This is a genomic window from Dickeya parazeae Ech586, assembly GCF_000025065.1.
In the GTDB taxonomy this organism is placed as follows: domain Bacteria; phylum Pseudomonadota; class Gammaproteobacteria; order Enterobacterales; family Enterobacteriaceae; genus Dickeya; species Dickeya zeae.
The window spans coordinates 4,636,020-4,651,120 of record NC_013592.1 but is presented as its reverse complement, the minus strand read 5'-3'; the positions used below and the strand labels follow the sequence as shown (position 1 = coordinate 4,651,120).

11 protein-coding genes are annotated in these 15,101 nt (G+C 55.9%); 10 read left to right on the top strand and 1 reads right to left on the bottom strand.

Going from position 1 to position 15,101, the window contains the following annotated elements; translation table 11 throughout:
• Positions 1-72 precede the first annotated feature (72 nt).
• The 5 genes from dppA (at position 73) to dppF (ending at position 5,831) form a co-directional block, all read left to right on the top strand.
• On the top strand, positions 73-1,680 hold the full coding sequence (gene dppA / locus DD586_RS20290; RefSeq protein WP_012886664.1) for a dipeptide ABC transporter periplasmic-binding protein DppA: 1,608 nt from the start codon (positions 73-75) through the stop codon (positions 1,678-1,680).
• Positions 1,681-1,888: 208 nt separating this feature from the next.
• The gene (gene dppB / locus DD586_RS20285; RefSeq protein ID WP_012886663.1) at positions 1,889-2,908 is read left to right on the top strand and encodes a dipeptide ABC transporter permease DppB; all 1,020 of its coding nucleotides are present in this window, start codon (positions 1,889-1,891) and stop codon (positions 2,906-2,908) included.
• 12 nt (positions 2,909-2,920) lie between these two features.
• Positions 2,921-3,823, top strand: a complete 903-nt coding sequence (gene dppC, locus DD586_RS20280; RefSeq protein ID WP_012886662.1) for a dipeptide ABC transporter permease DppC — start codon at positions 2,921-2,923, stop codon at positions 3,821-3,823.
• A 23-nt stretch (positions 3,824-3,846) separates the two neighbouring features.
• A complete protein-coding gene (dppD, locus tag DD586_RS20275; protein WP_012886661.1) occupies positions 3,847-4,827 on the top strand; it encodes a dipeptide ABC transporter ATP-binding protein in 981 nt (326 codons plus the stop codon).
• A gap of 8 nt (positions 4,828-4,835) precedes the next feature.
• The gene (gene dppF, locus DD586_RS20270; protein ID WP_407635430.1) at positions 4,836-5,831 is read left to right on the top strand and encodes a dipeptide ABC transporter ATP-binding subunit DppF; all 996 of its coding nucleotides are present in this window, start codon (positions 4,836-4,838) and stop codon (positions 5,829-5,831) included.
• 169 nt (positions 5,832-6,000) lie between these two features.
• Here the strand turns inward: dppF and DD586_RS20265 are convergent, their stop codons facing one another.
• The gene (locus tag DD586_RS20265) at positions 6,001-7,416 is read right to left on the bottom strand and encodes an aminotransferase-like domain-containing protein (RefSeq protein ID WP_012886659.1); all 1,416 of its coding nucleotides are present in this window, start codon (positions 7,414-7,416) and stop codon (positions 6,001-6,003) included.
• Between the two features lie 200 nt (positions 7,417-7,616).
• Between DD586_RS20265 and DD586_RS20260 the strand changes: the two genes are divergently transcribed.
• The 5 genes from DD586_RS20260 (at position 7,617) to bcsB (ending at position 15,096) form a co-directional block, all read left to right on the top strand.
• Positions 7,617-8,525: an O-acetylserine/cysteine exporter gene (locus DD586_RS20260; protein ID WP_012886658.1), complete on the top strand. Its 909-nt coding sequence runs from the start codon at positions 7,617-7,619 to the stop codon at positions 8,523-8,525.
• 411 nt (positions 8,526-8,936) lie between these two features.
• Positions 8,937-9,563 (top strand): cellulose biosynthesis protein BcsO, encoded by a 627-nt coding sequence (bcsO, locus tag DD586_RS20255; protein WP_012886657.1) that lies wholly within the window; start codon positions 8,937-8,939, stop codon positions 9,561-9,563.
• Positions 9,554-10,369, top strand: a complete 816-nt coding sequence (gene bcsQ / locus DD586_RS20250) for a cellulose biosynthesis protein BcsQ (RefSeq protein WP_012886656.1) — start codon at positions 9,554-9,556, stop codon at positions 10,367-10,369. The genes bcsO and bcsQ overlap by 10 nt, the downstream gene beginning before the upstream one ends.
• Positions 10,370-10,480: 111 nt before the next feature.
• Positions 10,481-12,571 carry a UDP-forming cellulose synthase catalytic subunit gene (bcsA, locus tag DD586_RS20245; RefSeq protein ID WP_012886655.1) on the top strand — a complete coding sequence of 697 codons (2,091 nt, stop codon included), beginning with the start codon at positions 10,481-10,483 and terminating at the stop codon, positions 12,569-12,571.
• On the top strand, positions 12,568-15,096 hold the full coding sequence (gene bcsB / locus DD586_RS20240; RefSeq protein ID WP_012886654.1) for a cellulose biosynthesis cyclic di-GMP-binding regulatory protein BcsB: 2,529 nt from the start codon (positions 12,568-12,570) through the stop codon (positions 15,094-15,096). The genes bcsA and bcsB overlap by 4 nt, the downstream gene beginning before the upstream one ends.
• Positions 15,097-15,101 lie beyond the last annotated feature (5 nt).

The window sequence follows — 15,101 nt, the reverse complement described above, 5'->3', positions numbered from 1 at the left end:
TGTAATCACAACAGTCGCGATGACAACAAACAGGTCTGGCTGACACACAACATCCACAATGGAGTTCATGTAATGGCTAAATCCCTGATGAAATCAAGGGTGCTGAAATTCGGCCTTGGTTTGCTGGCGCTGTCCGTTGCCGCCGGTGTACAGGCAAAAACCCTGGTATATTGCTCAGAAGGTTCTCCAGAAGGCTTTAACCCACAGCTGTTTACGTCTGGTACGACGTTTGATGCCAGCTCCATTCCTATCTACAACCGTCTGGTTGAGTTCAAGAACGGTACTACCGAAATCGAGCCGGGTCTGGCCGAAAAATGGGACATCAGCGCCGACGGTAAAACTTACACCTTCCACCTGCGTAAAGACGTGAAGTGGCAGGACAGCAAAGATTTCAAACCGAGCCGTACGTTCAACGCTGACGACGTGCTGTTCTCCTTCCAGCGTCAGCTGGATGCCAACCACCCGTACCACAAAGTCTCCGGCGGCAGCTACGAGTACTTTGAAGGCATGGGGATGAATGACCTGATCAGCAAAATCGAGAAAGTGGATGACTATACCGTTCGCTTCCAACTGACCCACGCTGAAGCACCGTTCCTGGCTGACCTGGCGATGGATTTTGCGTCCATTATGTCCGCTGAATACGGCGACAAGATGCTCAAAGCCGGTACGCCGGAGAAAATCGACCTGGATCCGATCGGTACCGGTCCGTTCCAGTTGGTGCAGTACCAGAAAGACTCCCGCATTCTCTACAAGCGTTTTGACAGCTTCTGGGGCACCAAGCCGGGTATCGACCGTCTGGTCTTCTCCATTACGCCGGATGCCTCTGTGCGTTACGCCAAGCTGCAGAAAGACGAATGTCAGGTGATGCCGTACCCGAACCCGGCTGACCTGGCCAGCATGAAGCAGGACAAGAACATTGATCTGTTGCAGAAACCGGGCCTGAACGTCGGTTACCTGTCGTTCAACGTTGAGAAAAAGCCGCTGGATAACGTGAAAGTACGTCAGGCGCTGACGTATGCGGTGAACAAGCAGGCTATCATCGAAGCGGTATACCAGGGCGCGGGCCAGGCAGCGAAAAACCTGATTCCGCCGACCATGTGGGGCTATAACGACGACGTTAAAGACTACGCGTACGATCCGGCTAAAGCCAAAGCGCTGCTGAAAGAAGCGGGTCTGGAAAACGGTTTTGAGATAGACCTGTGGGCGATGCCGGTACAGCGTCCGTACAACCCGAACGCTCGCCGTATGGCTGAGATGATTCAGGCTGACTGGGCGAAAGTTGGCGTGAAAGCCAAGATCGTCACCTACGAGTGGGGTGAGTACCTCAAACGCGCTAAAGCGGGCGAGCACCAGACCGTGCTGATGGGTTGGACTGGCGACAACGGGGATCCGGATAACTTCCTGGCAACGTTGTTTAGCTGCGATGCGGCGAAGAAAGGCTCTAACTACTCCAAGTGGTGTTACAAGCCGTTCGAAGACCTGATCCAGCCCGCTCGCGCGGTGTCCGATCAGGCCAAACGTATCGAACTGTACAAACAGGCTCAGGTTGTGATGCACGATCAGGCTCCGGCACTGATTGTGGCGCACTCCACCGTGTTTGAGCCGATCCGTAAAAACGTGAAAGGCTACGTTATCGAGCCGCGCGGCGTACACAGCTTCAACCACGTATCAATAGACTAATTATCTCATCACGTCACATTTATGGGCGATGGCAGCGCTGTCGCCCCTGTTGTTTTTGGAAATGCGTGTTTCTGGAGACGCGTGTTTCTGTAGGGAAACGGCAGGGTGCGCTCAACGCCCGTTTTAACGCAGTGAGCAATGTCAGGCTCGATGGTGAGCACCATCGAGCCCTTTATCTCTATACGAGAAAGCACAGAGAGTTCGGGATATGTTGCAGTTCATACTCCGTCGTTTGGGGCTGGTTATCCCAACGTTTATCGGTATTACCCTACTGACTTTCGCTTTCGTGCATCTGATCCCCGGCGACCCGGTAATGATCATGGCAGGAGAGCGCGGTATTTCCCCGGAGCGTCACGCGCAGTTGATGGCGGAGCTTGGCCTGGACAAGCCGCTTTGGGAGCAATACGTCCACTATATCTACGGCGTGCTGCACGGTGATTTGGGCATGTCCCTGAAAAGCCGCATCCCGGTCTGGGATGAATTCGTGCCGCGTTTCAAAGCTACGCTGGAGCTGGGTACTTGCGCGATGATTTTCGCGGTGATCGTCGGTATTCCGGTAGGGGTTCTGGCGGCGGTCAAACGCGGTTCCGTGTTCGACCATACGGCTGTCAGCATCGCGCTGACCGGTTATTCCATGCCGATTTTCTGGTGGGGCATGATGCTTATCATGCTGGTGTCGGTGCATTTCAACCTGACGCCGGTGTCCGGCCGGGTAGGCGACACTGTGTTCCTGGACGATTCCCTGCCACTGACCGGTTTTATGCTGATCGATACCTTGATTTGGGGTGCGGAAGGCGACTTCAAAGACGCGGTGATGCATATGGTGCTGCCAGCCGTTGTGCTCGGCACTATTCCACTGGCGGTGATTGTGCGTATGACGCGTTCAGCAATGCTGGAAGTGCTGGGCGAGGACTATATTCGTACCGCGCGCGCCAAGGGGTTGAGCCGTCTGCGGGTCATCGTGGTACATGCGTTGCGTAACGCGATGCTGCCGGTGGTGACGGTGATTGGCTTGCAGGTCGGCACCATGCTGGCCGGGGCCATCCTCACAGAAACCATTTTCTCCTGGCCGGGGTTGGGCCGCTGGTTGATAGACGCGTTGCAGCGTCGTGACTACCCGGTGGTGCAAGGCGGGGTATTGCTGGTTGCCACCATGATCATTTTGGTGAACCTGCTGGTGGACGTGCTCTACGGCGTGGTGAACCCGCGTATTCGGCATAAGAAATAAGGGGGACGCGAGATGACTCACGTTACCGAATCCGCAGCAACGGCTGCGCCGAAGCCCATGACCCCGTTGCAGGAGTTCTGGCACTACTTTAAACGTAACAAAGGCGCGGTTGTCGGCCTGGTTTACATCATTTTGATGCTGGTGATAGCGATTGGTGCCAGCGTACTGGCCCCGCACGCACCGGCTGAACAGTTCCGCGACGCACTGCTTAAGCCGCCGGTTTGGCAGGAAGGCGGCAGCTGGCAGTACATTCTGGGAACTGACGATGTAGGCCGCGACGTGCTGTCGCGTCTGATGTACGGCGCGCGTCTGTCGCTGCTGGTGGGCTGTCTGGTGGTGGTGATGTCGCTTGTCCTCGGCATCATTTTCGGGCTGCTGGCCGGTTACTTTGGCGGTACGGTTGATGCGGCCATCATGCGTGTGGTGGATATCATGCTGGCGCTGCCGAGTCTGTTGCTGGCACTGGTGCTGGTGGCCATTTTCGGCCCGTCTATCGTCAATGCCTCGCTGGCGCTGACCTTCGTGTCGCTACCGCATTATGTGCGTCTGACCCGTGCCGCCGTGCTGGTGGAAGTGAACCGCGATTACGTGACTGCCTCACGTGTGGCGGGCGCTGGTGCGCTGCGTCAGATGTTCGTTAACATTTTCCCTAACTGTCTGGCACCGTTGATCGTGCAGGCATCGATGGGTTTTTCCAACGCCATTCTTGATATGGCTGCGCTTGGGTTCCTCGGCATGGGCGCACAGCCGCCTACGCCAGAGTGGGGCACCATGCTCTCCGACGTGCTGCAGTTTGCGCAGAGCGCCTGGTGGGTGGTGACGTTCCCCGGTCTGGCGATTCTGCTGACGGTGTTGGCATTTAACCTGATGGGGGACGGCCTGCGTGATGCTCTCGACCCCAAACTCAAGCAGTAACATGCAGTGATAGAGGTAGAGAGATGGCGTTACTCAATGTAGAGAAACTGTCGGTGCATTTTGGCGATGAGGGGCTGCCGTTTCGTGCGGTAGACCGCATCAGCTATCAGGTGGAACAAGGGCAGGTGGTCGGCATCGTCGGCGAGTCCGGTTCCGGCAAATCCGTCAGTTCACTGGCGATCATGGGGTTGATTGATTTCCCCGGTAAAGTGATGGCAGACCGGCTGGAGTTTAACCAGCGCGATTTACAGACGCTCTCCGACAGGGAGCGGCGTCAGCTGGTGGGTGCGGAAGTAGCGATGATCTTCCAGGACCCGATGACCAGCCTCAACCCGTGTTACACCGTGGGTTTCCAGATTATGGAAGCCATCAAGGTGCATCAGGGCGGCAACCGCAAAACCCGCCGTCAGCGGGCGATTGACCTGCTCAACCAGGTGGGTATTCCTGACCCGGAATCGCGGCTGGATGTGTATCCGCACCAGTTGTCGGGCGGGATGAGCCAGCGCGTCATGATCGCGATGGCGATCGCCTGTCGGCCGAAGCTGCTGATCGCAGACGAACCGACGACCGCGTTGGATGTGACCATTCAGGCGCAGATCATCGAACTGCTGCTGGAGTTGCAGCAGAAAGAGAACATGGCGTTGATCCTGATTACCCACGATCTGGCGTTAGTGGCGGAAGCGGCGCACCACATTATCGTGATGTACGCCGGGCAGGTGGTGGAATCCGGTAAAGCGGCGGATATTTTCCGCGCACCGCGTCACCCCTATACCCAGGCGTTGCTGCGTGCGTTGCCGGAATTCGCGGTCGACAAGTCTCGTCTGGCATCGCTGCCGGGCGTGGTACCGGGTAAGTATGACCGACCGCAGGGCTGTCTGCTGAATCCGCGCTGTCCGTATGCCAGCGATCGTTGCCGTCAGGAAGAGCCTGAGATGCGGGATATCCCCGGTCGTCAGGTGAAGTGTCACACACCGCTGGATGATGCGGGGAGGCCAACCGTATGAGCCAGACCATGAATGCCGCCGGGCAGCCGTACCTGCTCGAAGCGATTGATTTGAAAAAGCACTACCCGGTGAAAAAAGGGCTGTTCGCGCCGGAACGACTGGTGAAAGCGCTGGACGGTGTGTCCTTCACGCTGGAACGCGGCAAGACGCTGGCGGTGGTGGGCGAGTCTGGTTGCGGCAAGTCCACGTTGGGACGCCTGCTGACCATGATTGAAACGCCGTCGCATGGCGAGCTGTACTATCAGGGGCAGGATTTGCTCAAGCCGGACCCGTCGGCGCAGAAGCTGCGTCGGCAGAAAATCCAGATCGTGTTCCAGAACCCGTACGCATCGCTCAACCCACGTAAAAAGGTCGGGCAGATCCTGGAAGAGCCGCTGGTGATCAACACCGAACTCACCAAGGCGGAGCGCCGTGAAAAAGCGCTGGCGATGATGGCGAAAGTGGGCCTGAAAACCGAGCATTACGACCGCTATCCGCACATGTTTTCCGGCGGCCAGCGCCAGCGTATCGCTATCGCCCGCGGTCTGATGCTGGATCCGGACGTAGTGATTGCCGATGAGCCGGTGTCCGCACTGGACGTCTCGGTGCGTGCGCAGGTGCTGAACCTGATGATGGATTTGCAGCAGGATCTGGGGCTGTCTTACGTGTTTATCTCGCACGACCTGTCGGTGGTGGAACACATTGCCGACGAAGTGATGGTGATGTATCTGGGCCGTTGTGTCGAGAAAGGCAGCAAAGACGCGATTTTTAACAATCCGCGTCACCCGTACACCCAGGCGCTGTTGTCTGCGACGCCTCGCCTGAACCCGGATGCTCGCCGTGAACGTATCAAACTGACCGGCGAGCTGCCAAGCCCGCTGAACCCACCGCCGGGCTGTGCCTTCAACGCGCGCTGCCAGCACCGTTTCGGCACCTGCACCCAGTTGCAACCGCAACTGAAACCGCACGGCGAGCAACTGGTCGCTTGTTTCGCGGTGGAACAGGAAGACAGTCAGGCAAGCTGATTGATACGCGTTGGTGAGATAAAAACGGCCCCCATTTGAATCGGGGCCGTTTTTTTATACGCAGCATCGGCTGAGTGTTTTTAGTCGTTATTTTTTGGTAAACACCTCATCCAGGTCCGTTACCGAGCGCAGCTTCCAGACACTGTTTTCCTGCACATAGCAACCTTTGTCACATTACGCTCCCGACGTGTTCCTGCACCCAGCGCGCTAACAATTGAATGGCCTGATGGACGTCTTCATTCCAGCCGAAACCGGCATTCAGACGCAGGCAGTGGTCGTAGCGCTGGTCGGTGGCAAAGATGTGCCCCGGTGCGATACCGATCCCCTCTTGCCGGGCACGGGAAAACAGCTCTCGCGACGAGCAACAGCCTGCTGGCAGCGTAACCCAAATGGCGTAACCGCCTTGCGGCTGTGAAATTTGTGTGCCAACCGGGAAGTAATGCAGTACCGCCTGACGCAGTCGCCCGACCTGAGCTGCGAGTTCGCGGCGAAGTTTGCGCAAGTGAGCGTCGTAACCGCCGTTGCGCAACAGTTCAGCCAATGCCACTTGTGGCGTCAGTGACGTACCCATGGTGGAGGTAAACTTGAGGGCGGCGAGCTTACGACGCCAGCGTGCGCTGCTGACCCAGCCGATGCGGATGCCGGGGCCGACCGTCTTGGAAAAACCGTTGCAGAGCAACACATTGGGGCTGAATGCACGTAACGGAAACGGCCGCTGCTCGCCAAAAGCAGTGTCGGCAAACGTATCGTCTTCAATCAGTGCGATATCATGGCGGTCCGCCGCCGCAGCGATGCGACGCTTATAGCTATCCGGCAGGCTGGTACCGAGCGGGTTGTTGATATTGGTCAGTGAGATGAACGCACTGACCTGACGTTGACTGAACAGGGATTCCAGTTGCGCCACATCCACATGCCCGCTGGCATCCTGCCCGATTTCCACTACCCGTAATTCCAGGTTACGCAACATCTGCAACAGCACGAAATAGCAGGGCGACTGTACCGCCACCGCGTCACCGCTATGGGTGACCGCCCGCAATGACAGCGACAGCGCCTCAATGCAGCCGTTGGTGATCAGGATATCGTCAGGATGCAGGTGGCAGCCGTAATCCAGCGCCCGCCGGGCAATTTCTTCTTTTAGCGGCAGGTAGCCGCTGCCTTTGACATCGTTACCCAGCATCATCGGGTTGGTGTAGCTGGCCTGGCGGATGAGCCTGCCCATTTTTTTCAGCGGATAGAGCGCGTTATCGCCATTTGCCAAATCGAGCCGCACCCGGCATTCGGTACCCACCAGCGACAGATGTAATTCGGTTTGTTCGTCGAGCACAGGTAGCGCGGCTGGCTGTGGTGTACAGGTGATCGCATTGCGACCTGGGTTGGCGACAAAAAAACCGGATTTGGGGCGCACGAGGGCGAAATGTTCGTCTTCCAGCGTCCGCAGTACTTTCATCGCGGTCGTGACGCTGATGCCATGCTGTTGCGCCAGTGCCCGTACAGAGGGGAGCCGATGATGAACGGGCAACGTGCCGCTCTGAATAGCCTGAATGAAATGGTCGGCGATTTGCCGGTAGCGGGGCAGGTCTGGCATCGGGAAGTCCCTGGCGTCGACAGTGATACTGACAGGTTACGTTGAGGCGTGGGCGGCAGGCAAATTCCGTCGTGTAGCGCCTCTATCTGTTTGTCAGGCGGTGCTCTGTATTACCTGTCATTGCGGATAACTGTGTCTATCGGCTGTGCCGGTTTATCAGTAGCTTACTCAGTAGGTGTGGTGTTTAAAGGCAGATAAAAATGACAATAAAAGATCGGTTGCTGGCATTGTGTGTGGTGGTGGTATGGGGTGTGAATTTTGTGGTGATGAAGATTGGCTTGCATGATATGCCGCCGTTTTTGCTGGCTGGGCTGCGTTTTTTGCTGGTGGCGTTACCGGCTATTTTACTGGTGCCGCGCCCGGCATTGCCGCTACGCTGGCTGGCTGCTTATGGTATGACCATCAGTTTCGGGCAGTTCGCGTTCCTGTTTTGTGCCATAAAAATGGGGATGCCGGTAGGTATGGCGTCGTTGGTTATCCAGTCGCAGGCGTTTTTTACCCTGATGCTGGGGGCGTGGTGGCTGGGTGAGCGCCTGCAATGGAATCACTGGCTGGGGATTGTGGTGGCCGCGCTGGGCATGGTGGTGTTGTCCGGGGATCATGCCGCGAATGCCGCACTGCCGGGTATGACGTTGACCACGTTGATGCTGACGCTGGCGGCGGCGGCCTCCTGGGCCTGCGGCAATCTCTGTAACAAGCAAATTATGCGTCAGTACCGGGTCAACGCCATGTCGCTGGTGGTCTGGAGCGCCTTGATTCCGGTGGGGCCGTTTCTGTTGTGTTCCTGGTTATTCGAAGGCGCGGATACCATCGTCGAAAGCCTGATAACGATGCGTTTGCCAACCATGCTGGCGCTGATGTATCTGTCGTTTATTTCTACGCTGATTGGGTATGCCATCTGGGGCAATCTGTTGTCACGCTATGAGACCTGGCGCGTTGCGCCGCTGTCGTTGTTGGTGCCGGTCGTTGGCATACTGAGTGCGTCGCTATTACTGGGGGAAAGTCTGTCCGGCAGGCAACTGTCGGGGGCTGCGCTGGTTATGCTGGGATTACTGGTCAACATATTTGGCGCACGGTTATGGCTGTTTCGATTGGCGCGGCAGTCGTAATCAGGGGTCCAACTGTATCATGGTATAAGCACCGCACGGTTGCGCAAGACACGTATTGATGGGGTGATTATTTAATTTATTTTAACGATTCGGTTAGTATTTAATCGTAGATTTCGGGTGGAGACTAGACTATCTTCTCGCAGTACATTTATTATACCGCCCTGAGTGAGTGGTTTCCGCTGTAATTACCGTGAGTTTAACTATCAAGGCAGTGAACGTTTAGCCGATAGATTATGTTGCTTTCAACACGTTAGAGAATGAAAAGTTTACTTATAGGATATTTATTTATTTTTCTTGGGTAATTTACCTTCATCACAAATCTCGGTATAAGACTAATCTTAAAAGAGCGTTTTTTGCGCGGTTGTTTCGCGCTATTTAGCCGTCATCCTTTTCCAGGGAAATGTCAGTTAGATGAATAGTTACGATGATATGCAACGCTTTAAGGATAAAGCCCAGATAAAAGATATTAATTTCAGGGACATGTCCGGACAGGTAATGCAATCTGACACTGTCGTCTGGCCGATCATGAAACAACTGTTGCGCAATCAGGCGGATGACGATTCGCTGTCTGGTGCGCAAACGGTGGATATGGCACAACCTGTGCCTGCGAACCTGCATGCGATGTCTGCGACCGCGCCGACATCGCCCCGTCGCGTAGCGCCTCCTTCACCTCTGGTTCCTGATACGCCAGTGGATGACTCACGTTCGCTGCTTAGCGCAGTGGCTGCGTCATTGCCGCCTGCCGGGGTAGCGCCTGCGCCGCAGTCGCAAACACAGCCACAGCCACAAATACAACCACAACCACCGCAACCGGCGAGCGCCGGGAGCAACGCGGTGTTGCAACCCGAAGCGGTACGCCCGCATCCGTTGTCATCGGCGTCGATGCTGTCTGTTCCGGTAACAAACGACGCGTCAATGGCTACCGATACTGGCCGATTCCGCCAGTTATTCAATGTTCAACGTCATGATGAAACCCATTCGGTTTCCAAGACGATGTTATTAAAACCCTTGTTGGAGAAAATTGCGTTATGCCGTTAGTTTGTGTCTGTTCTCCGAAAGGTGGCGTCGGTAAAACCACCATGGCGGCTAATCTGGCATATGCGCTGGCCCGTGGGGGTAGCAAAGTGCTGGCTATCGACTTCGATGTGCAGAATGCGCTGCGTCTGCATTTTGGCGTGCCGCTTGGCGACGAACGTGGTTATGTCGCTAAATCCGATGAAACGGCGGACTGGAGCCAGTCTATTCTGACCTCGGGCGATAATATTTTTGTGCTGCCTTACGGCAATGTTACCGAAGATCAACGGGTGGCATTTGAGCACCGTCTGGCGAGCGACCCACTGTTTCTTAAACGTGGCCTCAGCTCGGTGATGAATTATCCGGGGCTGGTGATCGTGGCGGATTTCCCGCCGGGACCAAGCCCGGCCCTGAAGGCCATGACGGAACTGGCCGATCTGCATTTGGTGGTGATGATGGCGGATACGGCCTCTTTGTCGCTGATGCCGCACGTTGAAGGCAACAAGCTGACAGGGCAGCCTCTCAACCACCGCAAAGGTTCTTACCTGCTGCTCAATCAGACGGATAACCGTCGTGCGGTCAGCAGTCAGGTCACCTCGTTTGTTCAGCAACGCATGGCGGACAAACTGATAGGCAGTGTGCACCGCGATGAAAGCGTGGCTGAAGCCAATGCGTCCCAACGCTCTATTTTTGATTTTAGCCCGGTGTCTGCCGCTGCATTTGATATCGAACTGATTGGAAAGCGCGTTGCTGCGCTGCTGGATATTAGAATCGGCAATGGAGAAGTTCACGCCGATCTGCCAGCCTATCAGGCTGTTATGAACCACTAGTCGCCGGTTCCGGCTATATTTGTGAAGAAATTGATATTCTCCGGCTGGTTTTTCCCGGCACAAGGTGTGTGCGCGCAAATATTTTCCATCAATTAAATATCAGGATAATCGATGAAAAAGATCCTGTTTTTAGCCGTGCTGTTGCTATTGTTACCGGTTGCGGCGGTGATTGTTATCACCCCAATGGATAGTGAAAAACAATATATTTTTGGTTTGATTAGTCTGGCGTTGATGTTTTTGCTGGGCTTCAATAAAAGTCGACCGGTGACGCTAATACTGATTATTTTGTCGGTACTCTCTTCGACTCGCTATATATATTGGCGGGCAACGGCAACCCTGCATTTCAATTCTGAAATCGAAGCCATTCTCGGTATTGGGCTGTTTATTGCCGAGTTCTATGTCTGGATTGTGTTGTTATTAGGCTTTCTCCAGACCGCATGGCCGCTTGAGCGCGTCATTGAGCCGATGCCGGAGGACACTCAATTGTGGCCGACGGTGGATGTGTATATCCCTACCTATAACGAAAGCCTGGATGTGGTGCGTGATACGGTACTGGCGGCGCAGTGCATCGATTATCCGCGCGAGAAAATGAAAATTTATCTGCTGGATGACGGTAAACGCAGTGAGTTTGCCGTGTTCGCCTCGCAGGCTGGCATCGGTTATATCACCCGCGATAACAACTCGCACGCCAAGGCCGGTAACCTTAACCATGCGCTCAAGCTGACCCAGGGTGAGCTGATTTGCGTATTTGACTGTGACCATGTCGCCAAACGTATCTTCCTGCAGGCTACGGTGGGCCCCTTCCTGTCAGACCCGAAACTGGCCTTGTTGCAGACGCCGCACTACTTTTATTCGCCGGACCCGTTCGAACGTAACCTGCGTGCAGCGCGGGATATGCCAAACGAAGGCGCACTGTTTTACGGGCCGGTACAGCAAGGCAACGACCTCTGGAACGCGGCTTTTTTCTGCGGTTCCTGTGCGGTGATTCGTCGCTCAGCGTTGATGGAGATCGGTGGGTTTGCGGTGGAAACCGTAACGGAAGACGCGCATACCGCCATCAAGATGCAGCGTAAAGGCTGGAAGTCCGCGTTTTTGTCGATTCCGCTGGCAGCGGGGCTGGCGACGGAACGACTGGTACTGCATGTAATTCAGCGTACCCGCTGGGCGCGCGGTATGACGCAGATTTTCCGGGTCGATAACCCGTTATTCGGGCGTGGACTGACCTGGCCGCAACGGTTGTGTTACCTCAACGCCATGCTGCATTTCCAGTTTGGTCTGCCGCGCGTGGTGTTCCTGACCGCGCCGCTGGCTTATCTGCTGTTTAATCTCAATATTATTCATGCCTCAGCGGCCATGATTTTCGCCTATGCGCTGCCGCATCTGGTGGTATCGATGTACGTCAACTCGCGTATGAACGGGCGTTTTCGCTATAGCTTCTGGGGTGAAATTTATGAAACGGTGATGGCGTTCCATCTGGTTATCCCGACCATTGTTACCCTGTTTTCACCGACGCGCGGTAAGTTCAACGTAACCGATAAAGGTGGTTTGTTGGACGAAGGGTTTTTTGACTTCCGCATTGTGCGTCCGCATATCGTTGCGGCGGTGTTGCTGGTGGTAGGTGTGTGTGCCGGTGTTACCCGTATTGTGGCGCATGACTATTTCAACGTTGACCCTTATGTGATGTTGCTGAACGTCGGGTGGGCGCTGTTTAGCTTGTTGACCCTGTTAGCGGCGATAGCCGTAGCCCGGGAAACCAAGCAGGTGCGCAAGACCATCCGTATTGATGTGGATGTACCTGCCATTATTCATTACGCCAGCGGCATTGCCTCGCGTACCACGACCATCAATCTGTCGATGGGCGGGGTACAGCTTAAAGCGCCGGATCAACGGCATAAAACCGATGAAATTGAAGCGGTTGAACTGTTGCTGCAATCCAGCGAAATCTGCCTGCCAGCGCAGTCGGTGGCGGCAGATGACGACATTATTCGCCTGCAATTTGACGATATTCCACTCGCCCAGCGTCGGGCGCTGGTGCGCGTGGTGCTGTCTCGTGCGGATGCCTGGATGAGCCAGCCCTGGCAGAAGGATCGTCCTTTGCGTTCTCTGTGGGCGGTGGTGCGTACCGTGTGCGCGTTCTTCTGGATGAGTGTGAGGGGTCGTAGCAGAAAAGCGGACCTGAAGAAGGAGGACGTTGCAGCATGATGACGCCACGTTTTATCAAAGCGCTGTTGCCCTTGTGCGTAGGCAGTGTGCTGGCGCTGTGTGGTCATGGTGTGCTGGCCGCTGGTGATGCCGCCGATGAGCCATTGCCCTCAATGCTGAGCCCCGGTGGTAATAGCCCACAGCCGACGGCATCTGAACCGACGCCGGTGACGACAGTTGCGCCAACACCGGCACCGCTGCCTGATATGCCACCGATGACCTCATCGGCGGTATCGCCAGCGACATCAGCATCAGCAACACCGGTTATACCCGCGACGCCGTCCCCGGTTGTGCCGGAAGCGACGCCGCCGCTGACAACGCCTTCCATGCTGCTGCCCCCAGTGGGCGATCCGGCGGCAGGTTATCAGCCGTTGTCCAGTGATGTCTCCGTCGCGCAGATGGGGCAAGCGCAAGGCATTACTCTGGCCGGGGGACAGGTGCAGGCTGGGGTAATTTTCACGCTGCCGGGCGATCAGGTTGTGACTAACGCACGGTTGGATTTGGCGTTGCGGGTGTCGCCGGAACTGGCGGCGCTGAATACGTCGATGCAACTGATGTTAAACGGCCAGCCGCTGGGCACCGTGCCATTAAGTGCGGCGACGGGCGACAGCACGCTGTTTCAGTTGGATATTCCTGCCGCGATGGTGGTGTCCAGCAATAACCTGAGCTTTCGCATCAATGATGCCGATCGTCTGCTGTGTGAACGCGATAGCGCGACCCGTTACAACCTGACCATTTTGCCGACGACGACGCTGCATCTGGAAGGCCAGCAACTGGATATCGGTACCCGATTGGAGAATTTCCCGCGTCCGTTTATCGACCCGTTGCAGATGACGCCTGCCACAGTGACGATGGTGTTCCCGAGCACGGTGAATCCTTCAGAGGTGAGTGCAGCCTCGCTGGTGGCCTCCTGGCTGGGGATGCGGATGGACGGCTACGGCGTGACGTTCCCGGTAATACGCGATGCGCTGCCCGAGAAAAGCGGCATCGTGTTCGGCCGCCCAGGGGATAAGGTCGGCACGCTGACGTTGCCGGAGGTGGCAGGCCCTACCTTGCAACTAATTGATAACCCAGTGAACCCGGTTTACAAGCTGATGCTGGTGGTCGGTCAGGATGACGAGCAATTACGACAGGCGGCCTACCGTCTGACCAGCCAGCCATTCACCGGTGATGCCTCAAGCCTGTCGGTCACGCCGCAGAAGATACCGTTTCGCCGTGCCTACGATGCGCCGCGTTGGATTAATACCGACCGGCCGGTACGGTTGAGTGAACTGTTGCGCAACGATCAAAACATGATGGTAAGCGGGCTATGGCACGAGGCGTTGCGTATTAATTTCCGTGCCGCGCCAGACCTGTTCTTGTGGGATGGTGACACCATTCCGATCACCGTTAATTACCGTTTCCCGTCAGAATCCTGGATTGACGAGAAACGCTCGTACCTGAATGTGATGCTCAACGGCACGTTCTTGCGCAATCTGACGGTGAATAAGATTGGTGTACTGCAACAGCTATGGCGTGAGATGGGGGGAGACTCCCGTCAGGAGAACTACACGCTTAAAGTGGATCCGTATTTGATTTACGGATACAACCAGTTCCAGCTCTATTTCAATATTCGGGCAAAGGATGACGCGCCGTGCAGTGTGTTGCTCAACAACAATATCAAGAGTCAGATTGCTGACAGTTCGTCTATCGATCTGAGTCGCACGCGCCATTTCACTATGTTGCCGAACCTCTCCTATTTCGTGGGGGTGGCATTCCCGTTTAGCCGTCAGGCGGATTACGCCCAAACCGTGATGCTGCTGCCGGAAAACCCGAGCAATGCTGAAATTGGATTGCTGCTGAACCTGGCGGGTCGTGCCGGTGATGCCACCGGGGTAAGCCTCAATCACAACCGTGTGATGTTTGGCCTGCCGACCAATGCCGCCGATCGCCAGAAGCTGGAAAACAGTGATGTGCTGACCGTGACCACACTGCAGCAGACCGCGTTCAACCAAACCTTGCTGTCTGATTCACCGTACACCGTGAGCCCTCACACCTTTGGCGTTAAGACGCCGAGCATGTGGGCCCATTTGCGTACGTTGATGACCGGTGACTGGGACCGTACGCCGATCGATGCTGACCGTTATTTTTCGTCTAATCAGGCCTGGCGTGGCTTTCTGAGTTACCGCTCGCCGTGGAGTTCCAGTCATGTGGTGGTGGTGGCGACCGGCAGCAGCGATGAACAGCTATTGCGGTTATATGGCGACCTGAACTCACCTAACATTAACGCCGCGGTACGGGGCGATACCGCCATCATTACCGATGAAAACGGCGTGCGCAGTTTTCGGGTCGGGCCGCAATTCCCCAGCGGTGAAATGCCCTGGTACATGATGATTGTCTGGTACGCCAATCAGCACTCGGTGTATCTGGCTGTGATGGCGTTGCTGTTGGCAGCGGCGGTAGGGCTGAGCCTGGCATCGGTTCTCCGGCGTCTGGCGGAAAAAAGGCTGTCGACCCGACGTGATGCGGGAACGGATAAAAAATAAGCGAG

What these genes read in the sequence shown, in the direction of transcription:
- dppA (WP_012886664.1), top strand. Translation starts at nt 73, where the DNA reads ATGGCTAAATCCCTGATGAAATCAAGGGTGCTGAAATTCGGCCTTGGT.
- dppB (WP_012886663.1), top strand. Translation starts at nt 1,889, where the DNA reads ATGTTGCAGTTCATACTCCGTCGTTTGGGGCTGGTTATCCCAACGTTT.
- dppC (WP_012886662.1), top strand. Translation starts at nt 2,921, where the DNA reads ATGACTCACGTTACCGAATCCGCAGCAACGGCTGCGCCGAAGCCCATG.
- dppD (WP_012886661.1), top strand. Translation starts at nt 3,847, where the DNA reads ATGGCGTTACTCAATGTAGAGAAACTGTCGGTGCATTTTGGCGATGAG.
- dppF (WP_407635430.1), top strand. Translation starts at nt 4,836, where the DNA reads ATGAATGCCGCCGGGCAGCCGTACCTGCTCGAAGCGATTGATTTGAAA.
- DD586_RS20265 (WP_012886659.1), bottom strand. Translation starts at nt 7,416, where the DNA reads ATGCCAGACCTGCCCCGCTACCGGCAAATCGCCGACCATTTCATTCAG.
- DD586_RS20260 (WP_012886658.1), top strand. Translation starts at nt 7,617, where the DNA reads ATGACAATAAAAGATCGGTTGCTGGCATTGTGTGTGGTGGTGGTATGG.
- bcsO (WP_012886657.1), top strand. Translation starts at nt 8,937, where the DNA reads ATGAATAGTTACGATGATATGCAACGCTTTAAGGATAAAGCCCAGATA.
- bcsQ (WP_012886656.1), top strand. Translation starts at nt 9,554, where the DNA reads ATGCCGTTAGTTTGTGTCTGTTCTCCGAAAGGTGGCGTCGGTAAAACC.
- bcsA (WP_012886655.1), top strand. Translation starts at nt 10,481, where the DNA reads ATGAAAAAGATCCTGTTTTTAGCCGTGCTGTTGCTATTGTTACCGGTT.
- bcsB (WP_012886654.1), top strand. Translation starts at nt 12,568, where the DNA reads ATGATGACGCCACGTTTTATCAAAGCGCTGTTGCCCTTGTGCGTAGGC.